This window comes from Plantibacter sp. Mn2098, assembly GCF_049319745.1.
GTDB lineage: Bacteria > Actinomycetota > Actinomycetes > Actinomycetales > Microbacteriaceae > Plantibacter.
In genome coordinates, this window is record NZ_JBMOUH010000008.1 from 147125 (window position 1) to 169277 (window position 22153).

The window sequence follows — 22153 nt, forward strand, 5'->3', positions numbered from 1 at the left end:
TATTGGTACGTTCTCAAGTAAACGACCGACTTATTTGGGAGCAACATGGAATTCACGGAGCGACTCATCGCCCTGGCGAGCAAGGTACGGCAGCAGCGCGACGTCATCCAGACGGAGGAAGCGACGAAGAACGCGTTCGTGATGCCCTTCATCTCGACCATTCTTGGCTACGACGTGTTCAATCCTCTCGAGGTCGTGCCTGAATTCATCGCTGACGTTGGGGTGAAGAAGGGCGAGAAGATCGACTACGCCATCCTCCGGGACGGCGAGGTGCAAATCCTCATCGAGTGCAAGAAGTCGTCGGAGCCGGTCAAGATCGAGCACGCGTCGCAGCTGTATCGGTACTTCGCCGTTACGAATGCACGGATCGCGGTGTTGACGAACGGCGAGGTCTATCAGTTCTTCACCGATCTCGACGCTCCGAATCGGATGGATGCAAAACCGTTCCTCGTGCTTGATCTCAACGACATCGACGAGACGCTCATCCCAGAACTCCGCAAGCTGACGAAAGACGTCTTCGACCTCGATTCGATCATCAACTCAGCTGGGGAACTCAAGTACATCGGTCAGATCAAGCGCATCCTCGCCACGCAGTTCAAGGATCCTGAAGACGAGTGGGTGAGGTTCTTCACCACTCGCGTCTATGAGGGTGCGTTCACGCAACGCGTTCGTGAACAGTTCACCGCGCTGGTCGACAAGGCGGCGAAGCAATTCCTCAACGAGCAGATCAACGATCGCCTCAAAACGGCTCTTGGAGCTCCGAACTTCCCGACCATCGAGCATGAAGCGTCTGAGCACGAGATCACGAGCGAAGAAGCCGTCGAAGAGGATCTCGCTGATCAGGACGGCATCGAGACGACACTTGAAGAGCTTGAAGGATTCCAGATCGTGAAGGCGATCGCGTGCAGTGAAGTCCGGACTCATCGAATCGTCCATCGCGACGCGAAGTCGTACTTCGCAGTCATCCTCGACGACAACAATCGCAAGCCGATCGCGCGACTTCACTTCAACCGCAAGCAGAAGTACTTGGGGACGTTCGATGCGGAGAAGAACGAGACGCGTCATCCCATCGAGGCGCTCGATGACATCTACGAACACGCGCAAGCGATTCGTGAGGCCGTCAAGGCCCACGCCTAGGGGGCGTTCGGCGCATCGACGTCGAGAGGAGGCAAATTGTGGTTCCAGCAGCCGCGGCACAACGATTTGCCTCCTCTCGCGGCGCTGAGCGTTCCCTTGTGACTGCACTGCATTGCGACACGCAGCGTCACACCGGAATAGTGTCGAGACGAGCGCGTTGATCGATGTCGCGGGCGCGCACGACTCGCCCGCCGCGATCCACCAACACGAGAGGAACACCATGGCCACGGTCGTCCAGTATTCGGAATTCGGTTCACCAGACGTCCTGCAGGTGGTGGAAGTGCCGAAGCCGGCCGTCCCGGCGGACGGACTCCTCATCGACGTCAAGGCCGTCGGCGTCAACCCGATCGAGTGGAAGCTGCGCTCCGGAATCCGCCCGAGCGCACCCATCACGGAACCGCGCCGTCTCGGCAGCGACGCCGCCGGCGTCGTGAGCGAGGTCGGGGCCGATGTCGATGGCTGGGCCGTCGGCGACGAGGTGGTCGTCCGCGGAGGCAACGGCGCGTACGCGAGCCAGTTGGTCGTCACCCCCGACCAGATCACCCGCAAGCCGGAAGCCGTCGACTTCCAGCAGGCTGCGGCGATCGGTGTCCCCGTCGGCACCGCCTACCAGGCGCTGAAGTCGCTCGGCGTCACCGAGGGCACGACGCTGCTCATCCACGGCGGATCCGGCGCCGTCGGCCAGGCCGCGATCCAGTTCGCGAAGGACTGGGGCGCGATCGTCATCGCGACCGGCGGCGAGAACAGCCAGTTGCGTCTGCGCGAACTCGGCGCGATCCCCGTCGTCTACGGACCGGGCCTCACCGACCGCGTGCGGGCCGTCGCCCCGGAGGGCATCGACCTCGTCCTCGACGCCGTCGGCACCGACGAAGCGCTCGAGACGTCGTTCGAACTCGTCCCGGACCGCAGCAACATCGGCACGATCGTCGTCGGCGCCAGGGCAGCGGAGCTGGGCATCAAGGCATGGTCAGGCGGCAACCCGATCCCGCTGACCGAGCAGGAGCAGGCCTGGCGGGTCGAAGCCGTCGACGCGGTCGCCGACCTCGTCTCCCGCGGCGGGTTCCACTTCCAGATCGGGACCGTCTACCCGCTCGCGCAGGCGGCGGACGCGCACCGCGAGAGCGAGAACGGCCACCCGCAGGGCAAGATCATCCTCGTCCCGTAGGCGATCCGGCGGCCGCCTGCGCTGCTGCTACCGCTGCTGCCGCACCGAGCTGCCGCCGCTGCTACCGCTGCAGTTCGGTGCGGATCGCGGCGACGAAGCCGTCGATGTCGGCCTCCGTCGTATCGAACGAGCACATCCAGCGGACCTCGCCGGTCGCGGCATCCCAATCGTAGAAGCGGAACGACTCGCGGACGCGATCGGCGACGCCTGCCGGCAGGACCGCGAAGACGGCGTTGGCGTCGGTCGGCTGGCTGAAGCTCAGACCGGGCGCCTCACCGGCGACGATGAGCGCCTCCAGCGAGGAACGCAGACGGGCGGCCATCGCATTGGCGTGCGAAGCCGACCGCAGCCACAGGCCGCCGCCGTCCGCATCCTGTTCGAGCAGCGCGATGAGCTGCGCGGAACCGAAGCGCATCTTCGACGCGAGCTGCATGTTGAGCTTGCGCAGGTAGGTGAGCCCGTCAGAGGCGGACGGGTCGAGCACCACGACGGCCTCACCGAACAGCAGCCCGTTCTTCGTGCCGCCGAAGGAGAGGACGTCGACGCCGACATCGGTCGTGAACGCACGGAACGGCAGGCCGAGCGCCGCAGCGGCGTTGGAGAGGCGGGCGCCGTCGAGGTGCAGCTTCATGCCGTGCCCGTGGGCGTGCTCGGCGATGGCCCGGATCTCCTCCGGCGTGTACACGGTGCCGAGCTCGGTCGACTGCGTGATCGAGACCACGAGCGGCTGCGCGCGGTGCTCATCGCCCCATCCCCACGCCTCCTTGTCGATGAGTTCAGGCGTGAGCTTGCCGTTCGGGCTCTCGACCGTGAGGAGCTTGATGCCGCCGACGCGCTCGGGCGCGCCGCCCTCGTCCACGTTGATGTGCGCGGTCGACGCTGCGATCACAGCGCCCCAACGCGGCAGCATCGACTGCAGGCCGACGACGTTCGCACCCGTCCCGTTGAACACGGGGAAGACCTGCGCGCCCTCGCCGAAGTGGGAGGCGAAGACCTCGTGCAGACGCTCCGTGTAGACATCGCCGCCGTACGCGACCTGGTGGCCGCCGTTCGCCTGGGCGATCGCATCGAGGATCTCGGGATGCACACCGGCGTAGTTGTCGGAGGCGAAACCGCGGACGCTGGGGTCGTGGAGAGGAGAGGTCACCGTTCCATCCTCTCCCATCCGCCCTGCAGTTTCCTTGCGAGGGGCGGCGAATCGCTGCTCGGGGGCGAGATCCGCGACGATTTGCCTCACCTCGGCGGATCGGCCGGGAGATCAGCCGACGGGCCGGCCGACGGGCCGACGGATCGGCAGACGGGCCGACGGGTCAGTCGGCGTCGACGTCGAGACGCGCCTCCACGACCACACCCGTTCCCTCGTCCAGCGCATCCGCCGGGACCTCGATGTGCAACGGCCCGTCCGCGTAGATGTCGTGATCGGGATCCCCGGCCAGCGGAGCCGGCGCCGGGAGCTCGTGCTCCGCATCGAGGAACTGCTTCGCCTCGAACGCCCCCGGATTGAAGACCTCGTCGATGCCACCCATCCCGCTCATGCACGTCCTTTCGTCGGATTCAGGCCGGCGTCAACGCTACGCCGAAGCCGGATCGTCGCCACAGGGGTTGCATGCGGGCGACGATCCGGCCAAGGTGTCGGCTCAGCCGCGGAGCGCCTCGCCCAGCTTCACCCGTCCACCCATGCGCAGCAGCGAGTTCTCGTAGATGCGCGATGCGAACACGATGACGAGGGCCGTCGTGGCGAGGAGGATCACGAGTGAGAGCAGCGGCTCCCACCACTGCGCCGTCCCGAGGAACATGCGCACCGGCATGCCGACCGGCGCGGAGAACGGCACGTACGACATGATCGTCATCGCGACCGGGTTGTCGTGCAGGAAGATGACCGCGAAGTACGGGATCATCACGAGCATCGTGACGGGTGTCGTTGTCGAGCCGATGTCCTCCTGGCGGGACACCATCGATGCGGTCGCCGCGAAGAGCGACGCGAGCAGCACGAACCCGATGATGAAGAAGAACACGAACCAGACCACCGGCGCCCCCAGCCCGGCGAGCAGGGCGCTCTGCCCGGTCACCGTGAGGCCGATGACCGCCAGCGCGGCGATCACCGCCGTCTGGGCGAACGCGAGGATGCTGTTGCCGACCACCTTGCCGGCGAGGAGCGCGCGCACCGGGATCGTCGACATCAGGATCTCGACCACACGCGTCGACTTCTCCTCGACGACGCTCTGCGCGATCGTCGAGCCGAACGTCGTCGCCGAGACGAAGAACACCAGCCCGAACGCGATCGACACGAAGTAGCCGATGAGCGAGTTCTGGCCCGTGTCCGGGCTGAGCAGGGTCACCTCCGGCGAGGCGCTGAACCGCAGGATGAGGGAGCTGGAGACCTCGGTGTCGCCGATCACCTGGATGCCCGTGACGTTGGTCGTGTCCGACGGGGCGATGGCCGCATCGACTTTCCCGGCCTTGACGAGCTTCTCCGCCTCGGCGACCGTGCCGACCTCGGTGATGTCGAGCCCGCTGCGGTCGCTGATCGAACTCGATGCCGAGCCGACGACGGCGACCTTCGTGTCGGTGGTCGACTTCGCGAGGAATCCGCCGACGATGATGCTCGCGAGCACGATGAGCAGCAGGATGCCGGTGGAGACGAGGAAGGTCTTGCTGCGCAGCCGCATCCGGATCTCACGGTCGGCGACGAGCCACACGCTCTGGACGAAGCTCGGCGGGGCCGGGCGGGTGCGAGGGGTGGTGCCGGTGGTGCCGGTGGTGCCTGCATTGCCGCCGGCGCCGTTGCCGCCGGCCTGCGCGGTTGGCGTGCTCACTGGATGACCTCCTTGAAGATCTGGGCAAGGGTGGGATGTTGTGGGGAGAAGCTCGCGACATCGCCGCGGGTGAGCGCCTCACGGAGGACGGTCTGCGCGACCGCTTCCGAGTCGGCGTCGAACAGTGCGTATCCGCCGTCGAAGTCGACGACCTCGACGCCGGCGATCCCGCGCAACCAACCGGTGTCGGCCGACCCGAGGAGTTCGTAGCGGTTGCCGGCGTGCTCTGCGCGCAGCTGGTCGCGAGACCCTGCCGCCCTGATCCGACCGCCCGCGATGATGACGAGGTCGTCGCAGAGGCGTTCGACGATGTCGAGCTGGTGGCTGGAGAAGAGGACGGGGCATCCGCGGGCTGCGCGCTCACTGAGGACGCCCACGACGACGTCGACCGCCATCGGGTCGAGGCCGGAGAACGGTTCGTCGAGGACGAGCACCTCAGGGTCGTGGACGAGGGCGGCGGCGATCTGCGCGCGTTGCTGGTTGCCGAGCGACAGGCTCTCAAGCGTGTCGTTGCCGCGCTCGCCGAGTCCGAGGCGTTCCAGGAGTTCGTCTGCGTTGCGCTTGGCGGCCTGCGTCGAGAACCCGTGGAGACGGGCGAGGTAGACGATCTGCTCCTCGACCTTCATCTTCGGGTACAGCCCGCGCTCCTCCGGCATGTAGCCGAAACGGCGGCGGTCCTCCGGCGTGAGCGGTTCGCCGTTCAGCGTGACCGTTCCGGCTCCCGGAGAGAGGACGCCGAGGATGATGCGCATCGTCGTCGTCTTGCCGGCGCCGTTGCCGCCGACGAATCCCGTCATCCGGCCTGGGGCGACCGTGAAGTTCACGTCGTCGAGGACCTTGCGGTTCCCGTACGACTTGTCGATGTGGCTCAGTTCGAGCATCGTTCGCCTCCTGTGGCGTTGGTGCGTCCTCTGTCGGTGTGCGCTCCAACGCTACGCGGGCCGCCCTATCGTCGGCATCCGTCGTGTGGCGGGTGTTTTGTGAGTATCGTGCGCCGGTCCAGCCGGCGGGTGGTGGAAAGAGGTGCGGATCTCCGTCGTGCGGGGGAGGTGTCGGTGTCGTCCGTCCTCCTCCGTCCTCCGGCGTCGTCTTGCGTACTCCCGCGTCGCGGTGGCTGTTCGCAATTCAGGCGAGGCGCGGCGTGTCGCGCCCAAAACGGGCGTCTTGGGGCGACACGCCGAGGGCGCTCCTGAATTGCGAACAGCCCGGACGGCGCGGTTAGGCCGGGCGCGTGGTGGGCGAGACCGTCTTCGCCGGGTCGGTCTCGGCGACCGCGCCGACCGCCGCTTCGATCCGCTCGACGACGTCCGTGTCGAGCTTCACCCCGGAGGCGGCGACGTTGGACGTCACCTGCTCAGGACGCGATGCTCCGACGATCGCCCCGGCCACGTTGTCGTTGTGGAGGACCCACGCGAGCGACAGCTGCGCCATCGTGAGGTCCAATTCGTCCGCGATGGGCTGCAACTGCTGGACGGCGGTGAGGACCTCATCGCGCATAAAGCCCTTGATGGTGTTCTCGCCACCCTTCTTGTCGGTCGCGCGGCTGCCGGCCGGAAGTTCGGCACCCGGCTTGTACTTGCCGCTCAGCACGCCCTGGGCGACGGGCGACCAGACGATCTGGGAGATGCCGAGCTCACGCGACGCCGGCACGACCTCCTCCTCGATGACGCGCCACAGCAGCGAGTACTGCGGCTGGTTCGAGATGAGCTGGATGCCGAGGTCCTTCGCGAGGGCGTGGCCCGCGCGGAGCTGCTCCGCGTTCCATTCGCTCACACCGATGTAGAGCGCCTTGCCCGCGCGGACCACGTCTGCGAACGCCTGCATCGTCTCTTCGAGGGGCGTTTCGACGTCGTAGCGGTGCGCCTGGTAGAGGTCGACGTAGTCGGTGCCGAGGCGCTGGAGGGAGCCGTCGATCGACTCCAGGATGTGCTTGCGGGACAGGCCGGTGTCGTTGTGGCCGCGCGGGCCGGTGGGCCAGTAGACCTTGGTGAAGATCTCGATGCTGGCGCGACGTTCACCCTTCAGCGCATCGCCGAGGACGACCTCCGCCGCGGTGTTCGCGTACGCGTCGGCCGTGTCGAAGGTGGTGATGCCGGCGTCGAGGGCGGCCCTGACGCTCGCCGCCGCGATGTCGTTCTCGACCTGCGAGGCGTGAGTGAGCCAGTTGCCGAAGATGATCTCAGAGATCTTGAATCCGCTGTTGCCGAGGTATCGAAATTCCATGCGGCCAACGCTACTCTCGTGTCTCCTCCGCAGCTCCCGTCATCCGTTTCTCTTTCCACAATTCCGGAACTGTCGAGCGGGAATGCGCATGGTGCAGCCGGGAAGCGTTTTCTTCGTCACTCCTGCCACATGAATTCCGGAATTGTGGACAGGGGTCAGGGGCGCTGGGGCGCGATGTTCTGCTCGTAGGCGAAGATGACGGCCTGGATGCGGTCGCGCAGGGCGAGCTTCTGCAACACCTTCGACACGTGCGACTTCACGGTCGCCTCGCCGACGTACAACTCCGCCGCGATCTCCGCGTTCGACATGCCCTGCGCCACGAGGTGCAGCACCTCGCGCTCGCGATCCGTGAGCGATGCGAGGGCCACCGATGCGGCGGAGCCGGCGACATCCATCGACCCACCGGCCGCAGACGGACCGTCGGAACGCGACGACTCGACGGACGTCTGGGCGCTCGCGCCGGACGACAGTGCGCCGGACGACAGCGCGTCGGAGGACAGTGCGCCGGACGACAGCGCGCCGGACGACCCCGCACCGGACGACCCCGCACCGGCGGACCTCGCGTCGGAGGACCGCGTGCCGGACGACAACACCTCGGCACCCGAAGGCTCAGCAGCAGCCCCGCCTCCGGCATCGGCCCCACCCGCGCGCCCGCGACTCGCGAACCCCTCGATCACACGCCGTGTGACGGCCGGCGAGAGCAGCGCATCGCCGACGGCGACCACCCGCACGGCGGCTATGAGCTCCTCCGGCGACGAGTTCTTGAGCAGGAATCCGCTCGCGCCGGCGGCCAAGGCGTCGTACAGGTAGTCGTCGCGGTCGAAGGTCGTCAGGATGAGGACGGCCGCCGTGAGCGCAGGATCCGCGACGATCCGCCTGGTCGCCTCAAGCCCGTCCATGCCCGGCATCTGCACGTCCATGCACACGACGTCCGGTTCCAGTGCTGCGGTCTGCGCGATCGCCTCGGCCCCTGTGGACGCTTCACCGACGATCTCGATGTCCGGCTGCACACCCAGGATGATGCGGAAGCCGGCGCGCAGGAGTTCCTGGTCGTCGACGAGGAGGACGCGGATGGGGCGGTCGGTCATCGCGCTGTCTCCTGGTCCGAGGGGATGTGCGCGCGCACGAGATAGCCGCCACGCGTTCGCGGCCTGGCCTCGAACCGGCCGCCCGACGCCTCGACGCGCTCGCGCATGCCGATGATCCCGAGTCCGCCGGCCCGCGCCGTGGAGGGGACGTTGCCCGTGTTGGTGATCTCGAGTTCAACGGCGCCGTCGAGGTAGCGCAGCCGCACTTCGGCGGTCGCGCTTGAGCCGCCGTATTTCCGGGCGTTGGTGAGCGCCTCCTGCGTGATCCGGTACAGATTCAGACTGATCACGGGAGAGATCGCCGCAGCCTCGCCGATCACCTCGTATCGGGTGGGGAGTCCGCTCGCGGTCGAACCGTCGGTCAGGTCGCCGAGGTGGCGGACGCCGAGCGTCGACGCCTCGGCGTTCTCGCCCGCCTCATCGGTGTGCGCACGGAGCGTGCCGAGCATCTTGTGGAGTTCGTCGATCGCCGACCTCGCGCCCGTCTCCACGCTGGCGAGCGCCTCGCGGGCCGCGTCCCGGTCGACGTCGAGCACGGTCCGGGCGGCACCCGCCTGCACCCCCATCACCGACACGTGGTGGGCGACGACGTCGTGCAACTCGCGTGCGATGCGGAGCCGCTCCAGTGCGACGGCCTGCCGCGCCGTCCGCTCCCGCTCCGCACTCAATTCGCGTGTCCGCAGTTCGAGGGCCGCGCGTTCGCGAGCGGCGGCGTACGAGCGCTCGCCGAAGTAGTACGCGGCGCCGAAGTAGAGGAGGTTCAGCATGATCTGGGCAAGCTGGAACGCCACGTACGGCGAGAACGCGCCCGCGCGCGACAACCCGGGTGTCGCATCCGGATTCGTCGCCTCCACGAACATCGCGGCGATCAGCCAGATGAACATCCCGGCGATGATGATCACGCGCACGATGAACGCGTGCTGCCGATTCGCGACCCACGCCCCCACGGAATAGAGCGCGAGGAACAGTGCGATGTTCGCGAACAACCCCTCGGGGACGGGCAGCATCGCCCCGGTGACGAAGGTGGCCGCGATGATGAACGCCGCGACGCTGGGGGCCCGGCGCCGCCACGCGAGTGGGGTGATGATCACAAACGCCCAGATGACGCCGACCCACATCGGGGCCGCATGACGGAAGATCCCCGTGACGGAGTACAGGCCGAGGCTGACGAGCGCGCCGACGAGCATGGCGGCCGCGAGGATGGCGTCGCGACGGAAGTCGTCGTGTGTCGGCGGGGGCCGCCTCCAACCGGCGTCATCCGGATTGGAGGTGCTCGTCGTCATGCGGACAACCGTAGCGCGAGGGTCGCGAGCGCACATCCGCCGAGCGGGGGAGAGCCTCTGGGGGAACACGGACGTCCGAGCACGCCGATCCTGAGAACTCAAGCCGTTGGCAGCGGTGTTCGGGTGACGTATGGTCTGAGTGAGTCGAAGGTGAATCTCATGACTGACAAACCGATCTGCCGGACCTGTAACACAGACGAATTCCTGGTCTACAGCGGGTTCGTGCCCGGTCGTATGGTGCATCTCGGCGGGCGCGCCACTGGCAAACCGCACTGGGTCCCATCGACCGTCAACTACCTCTGCGGTGCCTGCGGCCGTTTCGACAGCGGTCACGTCCCCGACGGCTGGCTGCCGCCATCGGACCCGCCCCGCCGCCCCGAGCGCCCGACCCTCCTGGTCTAGCGCCCGTCACCTCCCTCCCCTTCCCGTGCTTCCGCCGAGGGGTCGCAAACTGCGGGTGCGCCGGCGCGACACCCGCAATTCGCGACCCCTCGCGGGCTGAGGCTAGGCGGTGATGCCGGTGGTGGAGGCGATGGTGTCGGCCATCTTCTTGGAGAGGGCCTCGTAGAACATCGACAGGGGGAACTCGTCGTCGAGGACGGCGTCCGTCAGGCCGCGGGGCGGACCGAGCAGGAGTTCGTCGGACAGGCCACGGGCCCACGCCGACGCCGGATGCGGCGTCACCGTCGTCGCGACGAGCTCGTAGGCGGCCAGCCAGTGCGCGATCTTCGGGCGATCGATGGAGCGCCAGTACAGTTCGTCGATCGCGTCGCCGAGCTGCACGACCACATCGGGCACCTCGTCCCAGTCGATCGTGAGCTGCGTGTCCGTCCAGTGCAGGACATCGTGCTGGTGCAACCACGCGAACAGCAGCTGCCCGCCGAGACCGTCGTAGTTGCGGACGCGCGTGCCGGTGATGGCGAACCGGAAGATGCGGTCGAAGATGACGGCGTACTGGACGAGCTTCGCGTGGTCGAGGATCGACTGCTGGGAGTCGGTGAGGGTGGTGGGCCCTTCGACGGGCTCAGGGACCGATGATGCGGCCAATGCCGTGAGCTCGCGCTCCTGGCGCACCGCCTCGCGGAACGCCGTGAGATCGCAGCGCAACTCCTCCAGCGAGTAGAGGAAGAACGGCATGCGCTGCTTGATCATAAACGGGTCGAACGGCAGGTCTCCGCGCATGTGGGTGCGGTCATGGATGAGGTCCCACATCACAAACGTCTCCTCGGCCAGGCGCTGGTCGTCGAGGAGCAGCGCTGCGTCCGCCGGCAGTTCGAGCTTCGTGATGTCGGCCGCCGCGCGCACGACGCGACGGTACCTCGCGGCCTCGCGGTCCTGGAAGATCGCACCCCAGGTGAACTTCGGGATGGCGCGCATCGCCACCGTCTCCGGGAACAGGACGGCCGAGTTGGTGTCGTACCCGGGGGTGAAATCGATGAACCGGATCGGCACGAAGAGCGCATTGGAGTAGTCGCCGGCTTCGAGGGCTGCGATGAACTCCGGCCAGATGACCTCGACGAGGACGGCCTCGACGAACCGGTTGGACGAGCCGTTCTGCGTCACCATCGGGAACACGACCAGGTGGCGGAGGCCATCGATGCGGTGGTGCTCCGGGTGGAACGCGACGAGCGAATCGTGGAAGTCCGGCACGCTGAAGTCCGCTGCCGCCCATCGGTCGAAGTCGACGATGAGGGCTGCGAGGTACTCCGCGTCGTGCGGGAAGAGCGGTGCGAGGTCCTGGACGGCTGCCGTGATCGTGCCGACGGCCCGGCGGGCCGCATCGTGATCCGACGTCTCCGGGACGGAGCCATCCTTCGCCTGCACGGCCTGCAAGGCGACGGCTGCCGCTTTGAGGTCCAGCCAGGCCGGGTGCGTCCCGACAGCGGCGGCGGCCTCGGCGGGCGCTGCCTCGGCAGCCGCTTCGGGAACTGCTGCGACCATCGCGTCGTCCTCGACGACCTCCGGCTCTCCGACGATGCTCTGGGTGCTGCTGGCGACGTACGACATGGTGAACCTCCTTCCGGAAGGTGAACTCGTGTGGATGCGGTGCCCGTCCGGCTTCGCGTGCTGCGTCAACGGTGGGCAGAGCGGTGTCCTTCGAGCGTACGTGGGGACCATGCGGCGATTCGTTGCGTGATGGGCGGCTTTGCTGCAAGATTCGGCTGATCACGCTACGGAACTGTGAGTGGGCTGTGGGCGTATGCTCGCCGTATGACTCCTCTGCTGCTGTGCATCTGGATCGCCGGTGGAGCTTCGGCGCTCGTGTGGATCCTGTCCCTCATCACGAACGAGCACTCGTGGGTGGACCGTCTGTGGTCGATCCTGCCCATCATCTACGTGTGGGTGTTCGCGGCATCGACCGGGCTGAGCGACCCGCGACTGGTCGTGATGGCGATCCTCGCGACGCTGTGGGGGATCCGGCTCACCTACAACTTCGCCCGCAAGGGTGGCTACGCGCGCGGCGGCGAGGACTACCGCTGGGCGGTGCTGCGCGGCCGGATGAAGCCGTGGCAGTTCCAGGTGTTCAACCTCCTGTTCATCACGCTGTACCAGAACGCGATCATCCTGCTCATCGCACTGCCGGCGTTCACGGCATGGGAGCACCAGACGCCGATCGGGCCGCTCGACATCGTCCTGTTCGTCCTGTTCCTGGGGGCGCTCGTCGGGGAGACGATCGCGGATCAGCAGCAGTGGAACTTCCACGCGTGGAAGCGAACCCTTCGACAGGCTCAGGGACCGGACGATGCGGGCAGCACGCCGCAGCCTCGATTCCTGCAGACGGGCCTCTTCGCGTGGTCGCGTCACCCGAACTTCTTCTTCGAGCAGGCGCAGTGGTGGATCTTCTTCTTCATCGGCGCTGCAGCCGCTGGCAGCGTCATCCAGTGGACGGTCCTCGGGGCCTTCCTGCTGACGCTGCTCTTCATCGGCTCGACCGTGTTCACCGAGTCGATCACGAAGAGCAGGTACCCGGAGTACGCCGAGTACCAGCGGCGGGTGTCGCCGCTCGTGCCGTGGCCGTCGCGTCGTCCTGAGCAGTCGGCGTCGCCGAGTCCTGCGGCTTGAGGGCGGAGTCCGGTCGTTGAGGTAAAGCGCGGTCACTGAGGTGGAGCGCGGTCACTGACGTGAAGACCGGTCACTGAGCCTGTCGAAGTGCCCTTCGACAAGCTCAGGGACCGGGGTCGGTGGGTCGGGCCCTTCGACAGGCTCAGGGACCGGGGTCGACAGCTCAGGGGCCGACGGCGCAAGACGCCAATGAACTGATGTTTCCGGGAATGCGGTGACACATTGCGCGTCCGGGTATCGCATCGGGCGCGTGTGGTCCTAGGCTTGCCGTCGACCGAAACAGAAGTGCGAGGAAGCATGTTCGATGACGAACACCCCAGTCGGGGAGCCAATCAGACCGGATCGCGGCGGGCGCTCATCGTCCGTGGTGGATGGGATGGGCACCAGCCCGTCGAGACCACCGACTCGGTGATCCCGTTCCTCGAAGGGGCCGGATTCGACGTCAGGGTCGAAGATTCATCGGATGTGTACGCCGATCAGGCGATTCTGGCGGCGACCGATCTCATCGTCCAGTCGAACACGATGGACACGATCGAGCAGGACGCGCTCTTCGGGCTCATCGCGGCCGTGCGGGCCGGCACCGGTTTCGCGGGCTGGCACGGCGGCATCGCGGATTCCTATCGGTCGAGCACCGAGTACCTGCAGCTCGTCGGCGGGCAATTCGCGGATCATCCGGCCAGGCCTCTCGCCGAGCGGCTGGGTGACGGCACGGACAACGATCTGGTCCACACGATCGACATCGTCCCGGCGCAGGCCGCCCATCCGATCGTCGCCGGAATCGACGATTTCACGCTCGACACCGAGCAGTACTGGGTCCTCACCGACGACTACAACGACGTGCTCGCGACGACGACCATCGCGGCCAGGCCCGATGATCCGTGGAGTCGGCCGATCGTGTGCCCGGCGGTCTGGACGAGGCGGTGGGGTGCTGGACGCGTGTTCGTCGCGACCCCCGGCCACGACCTCGACGACCTCGCGCACCCGTCACTCCGCACCATCATCGAAAGGGGGCTCGTGTGGGCCAGCCGTTGAAGATCGGCGTCATCGGCGTCGGCAAGATTAGTGAGGCGTACTTCGCCTCGTTCCCCTCGCTCCCCGGACTCGAACTCGTCGCGGTCGCCGACCTCGACGAGGCACGGGCCGCCGTGGTCGCTGCCGAGCAGGGGGTCCGCTCGCTCACGGTCGACGAGCTACTCGCGGACCCGAGCATCGACGCCGTGTTGAACCTGACGATCCCGGCTGCGCACGTCGACATCGACACCCGTGCGCTCGAGGCCGGCAAGCACGTCTTCGCGGAGAAGCCGCTCGCCTTGGCGCCCGCCGAGGCGACGGCGCTCCTGGAGCTGTCCGCCGCGACGGGTCTGCGTGTCGGCTCCGCGCCGGACACGGTCCTCGGGACCGGTGTGCAGACGGCGCGCGAGGTGCTCGACTCGGGTCGGATCGGCGAGCCCGTCGGCGCCGCAGCGTTCTGGGCCGCTCCCGGGCACGAGGTATGGCATCCGGCGCCGCGGTTCTACTATCAGCCGGGTGGTGGGCCGCTGTTCGACATGGGTCCGTACTATCTGACGTCGCTCGTGTCGTTGCTCGGGCCGGTCGTGCGCGTGAGCGGCAGTGTGGGGAGGTCGACGCGGAAGCGGACGATCGAGACCGGGCCGTCCGCAGGTGCGGAGATCGAGGTCGACGTCGACACCCACGTGAACGCGATCCTCACCCACCGCTCCGGCGTGACGAGCACCGTGACGATGAGTTTCGAACTGTGGGCGACGAGGGCGCCGATGCTGGAGGTCTACGGATCGCTCGGCACGATCTCGCTGCCTGACCCGAACACCTTCGACGGCGACGTCGAGGTCTACACGCGTGACGATCCGTCGTGGAGTGTTGTCCCGGTGTCGGCCGGGTACGCGGATGCCGGTCGCGGATTCGGGCTGGCGGACATGGCCCGCGCGATCGAGACCGGCCGTCCGCATCGCGCATCGGGGGAGCTCGCGTTCCATGTGCTGGAGATCATGGACGCCGTCGTCCGCGCCGGCCGATCGGCGTCGACGGTCGAGCTGTCGAGCACGGTCGAACGCCCGGACATCGTCCCGCTCGGTTCCACGCCCGCGACCTGGTAGCGCGCGGAGCGGCTGTCAGAGAACCGTCCGGAGAGTGGCGGGCGCTACCAGCGAGCGACCTGGTCGACGGCGATGCCGAGGATCGCGACGGCCTCCTCGCCGTTGACCCGCGCGAGCAGCAGTGCGCTGACCGACAGCGAGGTGAGCAGGCGCGCCTCTGCGGCGACATCGGCCGGGTCCGCTTCCGGACGGGCGAGGCGGAGTGCGTCCGCGACGGCGTTGGTGAGTTCGAGCCGGTAGTCGTCGACCACGAGCCGCAGCGCCTCATCGTGCCCGGCGAGACCGGCGGCACTGTTGAGGAGCAGGCAGCCGCGTCGGGGGGAGTCCGCGGGGAGTGATGCGATGACGGCGGCGATCCCACCGAAGTAGGCCGTCAGTCCCTCGCGTCCGTTCTCGGCCGCCGCGAGGACCCGCAGGCGTGGCCGGATGACGGTGTCGAGGTAGTCCTGCACCGCGGCGTCGAACAGCCCGCGTTTGTTGTCGAACGCGTGGTAGAGGCTCGATCGGCCGACGCCGGTGGCCGCTTCGAGGTCGGCGAGCGAGGTCGCTTCGTAGCCGCGGTCCCAGAAGACGTCGCGCGCGGACTGCACGGCCTGGACGGTGTCGAATTCCTGTGTGCGGCCCATCACGTGGTCCTTTCGAGCGATGCGGGGTTGTGAACTGATCGTTGCACAAATATAGTGTACCTATCGGTGCAGAATAAGGCACCCCTCGATTCCACCACCAACCGCCTACAGAACGGGACCACTCGCATGCTGGCCACAAGCCTCATCCTCGTCGGCATCGCCGGCCTCCTCCACCTCTACATCTTCGTGTTGGAATCGGTGCGATGGATGAAGCCATCCACCTGGAAGACCTTCGGCATCCAGGGGGAGACGGAAGCCGCCATCACCCGGCCGCTCGCCCTCAACCAGGGGTTCTACAACCTGTTCCTCGCCATCGCAGCGCTCCTCGGCATCGTCTTCATCCTCGCCGGACAGACCGTGATCGGCGCGACGCTCATCTTCACCGGTGCTGGATCGATGGCGCTCGCCGCGCTCGTCCTCGTCATCTCCAACCGCTCGATGCTGCGCTCAGCCCTCCTGCAGGGCACGGCCCCGGCGCTCGGCGTGATCTTCCTCGCGGTCGCGCTCACCCTGTAGTCGTTCCGCGCGGTCTGCTTCCGCGTCCTGCGCGTCCTGCGCCGTGTCGCGCATCCTGCTCCATCCTGCGCATCCTGCGCTCCATCTCGCGCATCCTGCTTCCGCATCTCGCGCATCCTGCTCCATCCGCTCCACCGTCCGGAAAGGACACCAGCATGACCGTCCCATCGCTCAGCACCCAGATCCAGCTCGCCGCCCGCCCCGTCGGCTGGCCGACAGAGGCGGACTTCCGGACCGTCCGGATCGAACTCCCCGAGCTCGCGCCGGGCGAGGTGCGCGTGCAGAACGTGTTCCTCTCCGTCGACCCGTACATGCGCGGGCGGATGAACGACGTCAAGTCGTACACGCCGCCGTACGTGCTCGGCGAGACGATGACGGGTGGTGCGGTCGGCCGGGTCGTCGCCAGCGCGTCGGATTCGGTCGCGGTCGGCGACGTCGTGGTGCACCAGCACGGCTGGCGCGATCTGGTCCAGGCCGATGCCGCCGGCTTCCGCGTGGTCCCCGAGATCCCCGGCGTCCCGTTGTCCGCGTACCTCGGTGTGCTCGGGATGACGGCGCTCACGGCATACGTGGGACTGTTCGACATCGCCGGCTTCAAGGAAGGCGACACGGTGTTCGTGTCAGGTGCTGCCGGGGCCGTCGGGACGATGGTCGGTCAGATCGCCCGGTTGAAGGGCGCGAAGCGGGTCATCGGTTCGGCTGGCTCAGCGGAGAAGGTCGCCCTGCTGACGTCGAAGTACGGGTACGACGCGGCATTCAACTACAAGGACGGGCTGGTCGCCGAGCAGCTGGCGCTCGCCGCGCCGGAGGGTATCGATGTGTACTTCGACAACGTCGGCGGTGAGCACCTCGAGGCCGCGATCGGCGCCTTCAACGACTTCGGCCGTGCCGCCCTGTGCGGTGCGATCTCCGAGTACAACGAGGCGGAGAAGGCCTCCGGACCGAAGAACCTGTCCAATCTGGTGACGCGCAGCCTGCGCCTGCAGGGGTTCACGATCGGCAACCACACGCACCGGTTCCCGGCGTTCTCCGCCGAGATGGGGCCGTGGTTGACGTCCGGCGACGTCGTCTTCGACGAGACCGTCTTCGACGGCATCGACAACACGGTCGAGGCGTTCCTCGCGCTTATGCGCGGCGCCAACACCGGCAAGATGGTCGTCCGCGTCGGCGAGTAGCCTCCGGCCGGCCTGCCTGCCCGCCCTCCGCCCCACTATCGAGCACAACTCCTTCGATTCGTCGGCGTCCGATCGAAGATCCCCGGAATTCCGGTGTTCTTCGATCTGGCCGTGTCGAAATTGAAGGAGTTGTGCTCGAAGGAGTTGTGCTCGATGGGCGGGGCCGACCGCGGACGCCGGCCTAGACCGCCGCTGCGACGAGCGCCGGCGCCCCGGCCTCGATGCGCGCCATCGCCAGTCGCTCGGCTGCGACGAGCGTCGTGACGCCGTCCTCCAACGCACTGCGGAAGACGGCCTGCACGGTGTGGCCGATGTCTGCGACGCGCGCCGCGATCGCCGCGGCATCCGCTCCCGGTTCCGACGCCATCGCGAGGTAGATGACGCCGCCGGCGTTCGCGACGAAGTCCGGCGCCCACAGGATCCCGCGCGCCGCGAGCAGCTCGGCGCCGTCACGGGTCGCGAGCTGGTTGTTGGCCGCACCGACCACGGCGCGGCACTGCAACGCCCCGATGACCTCCGGCGTGAGCGCACCGCCGACGCCGCACGGCACGAACAGGTCCGTCTCGACGAGGTGCTCGTCACCCGGTTCGATCCAGCTCGCGCCGATCTCCTCCGCGAACGCCCGCTTGGCCGGGTTCACATCGGTCACGATGAGCCGCGCGCCCTCCGCTGCGAGTCGCCGCGCAAGACGGCCACCCACCTGTCCGAGGCCCGACACGGTCGCCCGACGCCCGGCGACGAGCGACGTCCCGAACGCGGTCTCCAGCGTCGCCGTCAGCGCGGAGTACACACCGGCGGCAGTCGCATCGCTCGGTTCGCCGACGCCGCCACGATCGGCCGGCAGCCCACGCACGTGTTCCGTGCGTTCGGACACGGCCGCCATGTCCTCGGCCGTCGTGCCGACGTCCTCCGCCGTGAGGTAGGCGCCACCCAGTTGTTCGACGGCATCGCCGAGGTCGAGCATCGCGGCACGTTTGCGCTCGGCGTCGAGGGTCACGCCGCGCGGCACGAACACGACCGACTTGCCGCCGCCGAGGCTGAGCCCGGCCGCAGCGTTCTTCATCGTCATGCCGGCAGCGAGCCGGAGGGAGTCCTCGACGGCGTCCATCCATCCGTCGTACTGCCAGACGCGCGCGCCGCCGAGGGCCGGGCCGAGCGTCGTGGAGTGGAGGGCGATGCTGATGGTGAGATCCGAGCGGACGCCGCGGGTGATCAGCAGGCGTTCGTGGGGGAGGGATGGGCTGTGCATCGCGTCGAGGGACGCGGAGGGGTCGAATGACGGCATCGTCGGGATCTCCTTGTGGGTGATTGGTGCTGGCTCCTGGTGGGAGTTTGCAGGTGGTGATGGTGGTTCGGATGCTCCACGGGTTGCGCGGGCTGGTCCACAGTGATTCCACCAAGTCCGGGCGGCGCGCGCAAGTGCCGCTTGCCTTCGGGTGGACTGGCGATGTCGCCCTGCGGATCCCGGCGATGCCGAGCTGCACGAACGCGCATTCATCTCTGCCGATGTCGCCCCGCGGCAAGCGATTGCCAGCTGGTCGTAGGGTGGAGGCATGGGTGGTGTGCTGACCGGATTCGCGATCATCGGTGTCGTGATCCTCGTCGGATACATCGCCGGCCGACTGGAGATCGGCGGCCCGACGACCCCGCACGTCCTCAACAGGGTCGCGTTCTTCGTCACCAACCCGGCGCTCCTCTTCACGGTCCTCGTGACGGCGGACCTCCACGAGGTGTTCAGCGACGTCATCTGGGTCGCCTTCCTCAGTGCGCTCGCGACCGCCGCCCTGTTCGTCCTCGTCAACGCGGTGTGGCTGCATCGGCCGGTGCCGGTCGTCACGATCGGCGCGCTCGCCTCCAGCTACGTCAACGCGAACAACATCGGCATCCCGGTCGCCGTGTACGTCCTCGGTTCGGCGAGCTACGTCGCGCCCGTGATCCTGTTGCAGCTGCTCATCTTCGCGCCGATCGGGCTCACGATCCTCGATGCCTACCACCGTGGATCGGTGTCGTTCGTGGGGATCGTGACGCAGCCGTTCCGGAATCCGATGATCATCGCGTCGCTCGCCGGCCTCGTCCTGAATCTGTTCGGCGTGCGCCTGCCGACGCCCGTGATGGCGCCGTTCGAGCTGCTCGGCGGGGCCGCGGTTCCGCTCATCCTGATGGCGTTCGGGATGTCGCTGCACGGGATGCGGCCGCTGCGGCCGGGCAGTGGGCGGCGCGAGATCCTCGTGGGGACGGTGCTGAAGGCTGTTGGGATGCCGGTGGTCGCGTTCCTGATCGCGCACTTCGGGTTCGGGCTCGTGGGGGCGCCGCTGTTCGCATCGGTCGTGTTGGCGTCGCTGCCGACGGCGCAGAACGTCTACAACTTCGCGACGCGCTACGAGCAGGGGGAGCCGTTGGCGCGCGATGTCGTGCTGCTCACGACGATCCTCGCCGTGCCCGTGCTGCTGGGGGTTGCGGCGCTGCTGGCCTGATGACCTGCTGGCCTGGTCATCTGCTGGTCGGATGACCTGCCTGTCTGGCCATCTGCTGGTCGGACGCCATCGGCCATTCGTCGCCGGAGCCGTCCAGCACCATCGAGCACAACTCCTTCGATTTGGCTGTCGGTTCCGGAAGAAGCCCGGAATTCCGGGGTTGCGAATCGGAGGGCCGACGAATTGAAGGAGTTATGCTCGCCCTTCGACAAGCTCAGGGACCGGGATCGGCGGGCTCAGGGACCGGGATCGACGGGCTCAGGGAGCGGGGCTCGGCGCAGCGGCCGGGATCGGGGCGACTCAGCCGAAGATCATTGGGGTGTCGTCGCCCTCTTCGGAGAGCTCGAAGTCGAGGTCGACGACGACGGGGACGTGATCGCTCGGGCTGTCGCCCTTGCGCTCATCGCGGTGGATCGACGCCTCGACCACGTGATCCGCGAACGTCTCCGACCCGTAGATGAAGTCGATGCGCATCCCCTCGTTGCGCGGGAACCGCAGCGCCTTGTAGTCCCAGAAGGTGTACCCCTCCGGCACGTACGGCCGCACGGTGTCCTGCAGACCGGCATCCATAAAAGCGGCGATGGCGGCACGCTCAGGGGCGGACACGTGGGTGGAGCCTGGGCCGAAACTGGGGTCGCCGACATCGGAATCCAGCGGGGCGACGTTCCAGTCGCCCATGAGTGCGAGCGGCAGACCGGGGTTCTCGGCGAGCCAGGCGCGGGTGTCGGCCTCGAGGGCGGCGAGCCAGCGGAGCTTGTAGTCGTAGTGCGGGTCGTCCACGGCACGGCCGTTGGGGACGTAGAGGCTCCAGAGACGGACGCCGTCGACGGTCGCACCGATCGCACGTGCTTCGAGCGGGAGGCCGTCTGGGTCGACGCCGGAGCCGTCGAGGGTGGGCGGGAGCGGCTTGCCGAAACCGGGCATGTCGGGGAACCCGATCGTCACGTCCTCCATGGGCAGACGGCTCGCGATGCCGACACCGTTCCACTGGCTGAGTCCGTGCATCTCGACCTGGTACCCGGCCTTCGTGAAGGCTTCCAGCGGGAACTGGTCGTCGCGGCACTTGAGCTCCTGCATGGCGAGGACATCGACATCCTCGCGTACGAGCCAATCGACCACCCGGCCAACTCTGGTTCGGATCGAGTTGACGTTCCACGTGGCGATGCGCATGCCCCCACGTTACCGGCAGCCCCCGACTCGCCGCTGCCCGCCGTCCCGGTGCCCCGTCTGGCTGCCTGCCCGACGGCCCATCCCGGCGCCCCGCCATCCCGTGGCCCGGCCGCCCGTCTGGCTGCCCGGCATCCTGTCACTCGTTCCGCCCGTTCTGCCCGGCATCGCGCTCCGGTCGTCGAGCATAACTCCTTCGATTCGGCGGCCTGCCGATTGAGATCCCCGGAATTCCGCGGATCTGCCGCGAACGACGTCGAAATCGAAGGAGTTATGCTCGATGACCCGTCTGGACGTCAGGGAGGGAGAGGGAGAGAGCGGGAACGGGGAGGGGCGGGGCGCGAGGGGTTGGGGAAGAGGCAGAGGCAAAGGGAGGGGAGCGGGAGGGAAGAGACCAGACGGCCTAGGCCAGGAAGCCCCGGAGGAGCGCCTCTGAACCGGCGACGTGCTCGGCCATCGCCTGGGCGGCCTCTTCCGGATGGCCGCGCAGGATCGCCTTCACGATGACCTCGTGCTGATCGTCGGAATGGGCGATGTTGACCGCGAGCAGGGGGATCCCGTCGAGGAGCTCGTTGATGCGCATGCGGGCGTCTGCGACGAGCGGCAACAGGCTCGGGGCGCCGACGAGCTCCGCGATGAGCAGGTGCAACCGCGAATCGTGGCGGCGATAGTCCTCCGGCGCCGACGACCGGCAGTCCTCCAGCGCCTGCCAGAGCCGCTCGCGATCCGGACCGGACAGTTTGCAGAGCGCCGCCTCCCGCGCCGCCCCGACCTCGAGGATGCTGCGCAGCACGAGCGTGTCCTCGATCTCGGCCCGCGGCACCCCGCCGCGCGGCACGAGATCGCCGTCGGCATCCATCACGGGGGTGCTCGTCGGCAGCTCCTCCATCACGAAGGTGCCGCCGTACCGACCGCGGCGGGAGACGACGTACCCGGCTTCGGTGAGGGCAGCGATCGCATCGCGCACGGTGTCCCGACTGACGTTGAGCATCGACGCGAGCTCTCGCTCCGCCGGCAACCGACCACCAGGACCGATGAGCCCGAGCCGGATCGACTGCAGCAGCCGCTGCACGGTCTCCTCGAACGCATTCGCCGCTCGCCCGGGGCGCAGCAGGAGCTCGGCGCTCAGGATGCCCGGCGCCACCTCGTCCCCCTGCGTTTCGCTCATGTCCCCATTCTCTCGCGATGCCCGACAGCTGGCCGACGTTGTGACATCGTACGGCCGGCCCATCGGACGGTTCAGGATGCGCGGAATGCGCGGAGCCGGCTCACCCGCATGCCGGCCGGCAGCTCACCCGCGTGCCGA

At 67.8% G+C, this 22153-nt stretch carries 21 protein-coding genes; 9 read left to right on the forward strand and 12 right to left on the reverse strand.

Annotated elements, in window-relative coordinates; all coding sequences use genetic code 11:
- Positions 1-45: 45 nt before the first annotated feature.
- Both ACL9RL_RS13695 and ACL9RL_RS13700 read left to right on the forward strand, forming a co-directional pair.
- The gene (locus ACL9RL_RS13695; RefSeq protein WP_422780822.1) at positions 46-1137 is read left to right on the forward strand and encodes a type I restriction endonuclease; all 1092 of its coding nucleotides are present in this window, start codon (positions 46-48) and stop codon (positions 1135-1137) included.
- Positions 1138-1357: 220 nt separating this feature from the next.
- Complete coding sequence (locus tag ACL9RL_RS13700; protein ID WP_422780823.1) at positions 1358-2302, forward strand: quinone oxidoreductase family protein; 945 nt, start codon at positions 1358-1360, stop codon at positions 2300-2302.
- Positions 2303-2363: 61 nt separating this feature from the next.
- Here ACL9RL_RS13700 and ACL9RL_RS13705 read toward each other — a convergent pair whose 3' ends face one another.
- From ACL9RL_RS13705 to ACL9RL_RS13735, 7 genes are all read right to left on the reverse strand, one after another.
- Positions 2364-3467: a threonine aldolase family protein gene (locus ACL9RL_RS13705; protein ID WP_422780824.1), complete on the reverse strand. Its 1104-nt coding sequence runs from the start codon at positions 3465-3467 to the stop codon at positions 2364-2366.
- Positions 3468-3612: 145 nt separating this feature from the next.
- Positions 3613-3837: a hypothetical protein gene (locus tag ACL9RL_RS13710; protein WP_422780825.1), complete on the reverse strand. Its 225-nt coding sequence runs from the start codon at positions 3835-3837 to the stop codon at positions 3613-3615.
- Between the two features lie 102 nt (positions 3838-3939).
- Positions 3940-5001: an ABC transporter permease gene (locus tag ACL9RL_RS13715; protein WP_422780941.1), complete on the reverse strand. Its 1062-nt coding sequence runs from the start codon at positions 4999-5001 to the stop codon at positions 3940-3942.
- Positions 5002-5114: 113 nt separating this feature from the next.
- Entirely contained in the window at positions 5115-5999 is an 885-nt protein-coding gene (locus ACL9RL_RS13720) for an ABC transporter ATP-binding protein (RefSeq protein WP_422780826.1), read from the reverse strand.
- A 337-nt stretch (positions 6000-6336) separates the two neighbouring features.
- Positions 6337-7341 (reverse strand): aldo/keto reductase family protein, encoded by a 1005-nt coding sequence (locus ACL9RL_RS13725; protein WP_422780827.1) that lies wholly within the window; start codon positions 7339-7341, stop codon positions 6337-6339.
- 155 nt (positions 7342-7496) lie between these two features.
- Positions 7497-8429, reverse strand: a complete 933-nt coding sequence (locus ACL9RL_RS13730) for a response regulator (protein WP_422780828.1) — start codon at positions 8427-8429, stop codon at positions 7497-7499.
- On the reverse strand, positions 8426-9712 hold the full coding sequence (locus ACL9RL_RS13735) for a sensor histidine kinase (RefSeq protein ID WP_422780829.1): 1287 nt from the start codon (positions 9710-9712) through the stop codon (positions 8426-8428). Before ACL9RL_RS13735 ends, ACL9RL_RS13730 begins: the two co-directional genes overlap by 4 nt.
- Before the next feature lie 159 nt (positions 9713-9871).
- On the opposite strand from ACL9RL_RS13735, the gene ACL9RL_RS13740 reads away from it, so the two are divergent.
- Positions 9872-10114 carry a hypothetical protein gene (locus tag ACL9RL_RS13740; protein WP_422780830.1) on the forward strand — a complete coding sequence of 81 codons (243 nt, stop codon included), beginning with the start codon at positions 9872-9874 and terminating at the stop codon, positions 10112-10114.
- Between the two features lie 102 nt (positions 10115-10216).
- Here ACL9RL_RS13740 and ACL9RL_RS13745 read toward each other — a convergent pair whose 3' ends face one another.
- Positions 10217-11719 (reverse strand): DUF6421 family protein, encoded by a 1503-nt coding sequence (locus ACL9RL_RS13745; protein ID WP_422780831.1) that lies wholly within the window; start codon positions 11717-11719, stop codon positions 10217-10219.
- A gap of 204 nt (positions 11720-11923) precedes the next feature.
- On the opposite strand from ACL9RL_RS13745, the gene ACL9RL_RS13750 reads away from it, so the two are divergent.
- The 3 genes from ACL9RL_RS13750 to ACL9RL_RS13760 all read left to right on the forward strand — a co-directional run bounded on the left by ACL9RL_RS13750 (position 11924) and on the right by ACL9RL_RS13760 (position 14889).
- Positions 11924-12775, forward strand: coding sequence for a DUF1295 domain-containing protein (locus ACL9RL_RS13750; RefSeq protein ID WP_422780832.1), 852 nt, complete (start codon positions 11924-11926; stop codon positions 12773-12775).
- 297 nt (positions 12776-13072) lie between these two features.
- A complete protein-coding gene (locus ACL9RL_RS13755) occupies positions 13073-13807 on the forward strand; it encodes a ThuA domain-containing protein (protein ID WP_422780833.1) in 735 nt (244 codons plus the stop codon).
- Positions 13792-14889: a Gfo/Idh/MocA family protein gene (locus ACL9RL_RS13760; RefSeq protein WP_422780834.1), complete on the forward strand. Its 1098-nt coding sequence runs from the start codon at positions 13792-13794 to the stop codon at positions 14887-14889. Before ACL9RL_RS13755 ends, ACL9RL_RS13760 begins: the two co-directional genes overlap by 16 nt.
- 44 nt (positions 14890-14933) lie before the next feature.
- On the opposite strand, the gene ACL9RL_RS13765 is transcribed toward ACL9RL_RS13760, so the two are convergent.
- On the reverse strand, positions 14934-15515 hold the full coding sequence (locus ACL9RL_RS13765; protein ID WP_422780835.1) for a TetR/AcrR family transcriptional regulator: 582 nt from the start codon (positions 15513-15515) through the stop codon (positions 14934-14936).
- A 126-nt stretch (positions 15516-15641) separates the two neighbouring features.
- On the opposite strand from ACL9RL_RS13765, the gene ACL9RL_RS13770 reads away from it, so the two are divergent.
- Both ACL9RL_RS13770 and ACL9RL_RS13775 read left to right on the forward strand, forming a co-directional pair.
- Entirely contained in the window at positions 15642-16031 is a 390-nt protein-coding gene (locus tag ACL9RL_RS13770; protein WP_422780836.1) for a DUF1304 domain-containing protein, read from the forward strand.
- A 155-nt stretch (positions 16032-16186) separates the two neighbouring features.
- Positions 16187-17206, forward strand: coding sequence for an NADP-dependent oxidoreductase (locus ACL9RL_RS13775; RefSeq protein ID WP_422780837.1), 1020 nt, complete (start codon positions 16187-16189; stop codon positions 17204-17206).
- A 181-nt stretch (positions 17207-17387) separates the two neighbouring features.
- On the opposite strand, the gene ACL9RL_RS13780 is transcribed toward ACL9RL_RS13775, so the two are convergent.
- Positions 17388-18491 (reverse strand): Glu/Leu/Phe/Val dehydrogenase dimerization domain-containing protein, encoded by a 1104-nt coding sequence (locus tag ACL9RL_RS13780; RefSeq protein ID WP_422780838.1) that lies wholly within the window; start codon positions 18489-18491, stop codon positions 17388-17390.
- A 268-nt stretch (positions 18492-18759) separates the two neighbouring features.
- Here ACL9RL_RS13780 and ACL9RL_RS13785 point away from each other — a divergent pair, with 268 nt between their 5' ends.
- On the forward strand, positions 18760-19680 hold the full coding sequence (locus ACL9RL_RS13785; RefSeq protein WP_422780839.1) for an AEC family transporter: 921 nt from the start codon (positions 18760-18762) through the stop codon (positions 19678-19680).
- 300 nt (positions 19681-19980) lie between these two features.
- Here the strand turns inward: ACL9RL_RS13785 and ACL9RL_RS13790 are convergent, their stop codons facing one another.
- Positions 19981-20850, reverse strand: a complete 870-nt coding sequence (locus ACL9RL_RS13790; protein WP_422780840.1) for an exodeoxyribonuclease III — start codon at positions 20848-20850, stop codon at positions 19981-19983.
- Positions 20851-21250: 400 nt separating this feature from the next.
- On the reverse strand, positions 21251-22015 hold the full coding sequence (locus tag ACL9RL_RS13795) for a FadR/GntR family transcriptional regulator (RefSeq protein WP_422780841.1): 765 nt from the start codon (positions 22013-22015) through the stop codon (positions 21251-21253).
- Between the last annotated feature and the right edge of the window lie 138 nt (positions 22016-22153).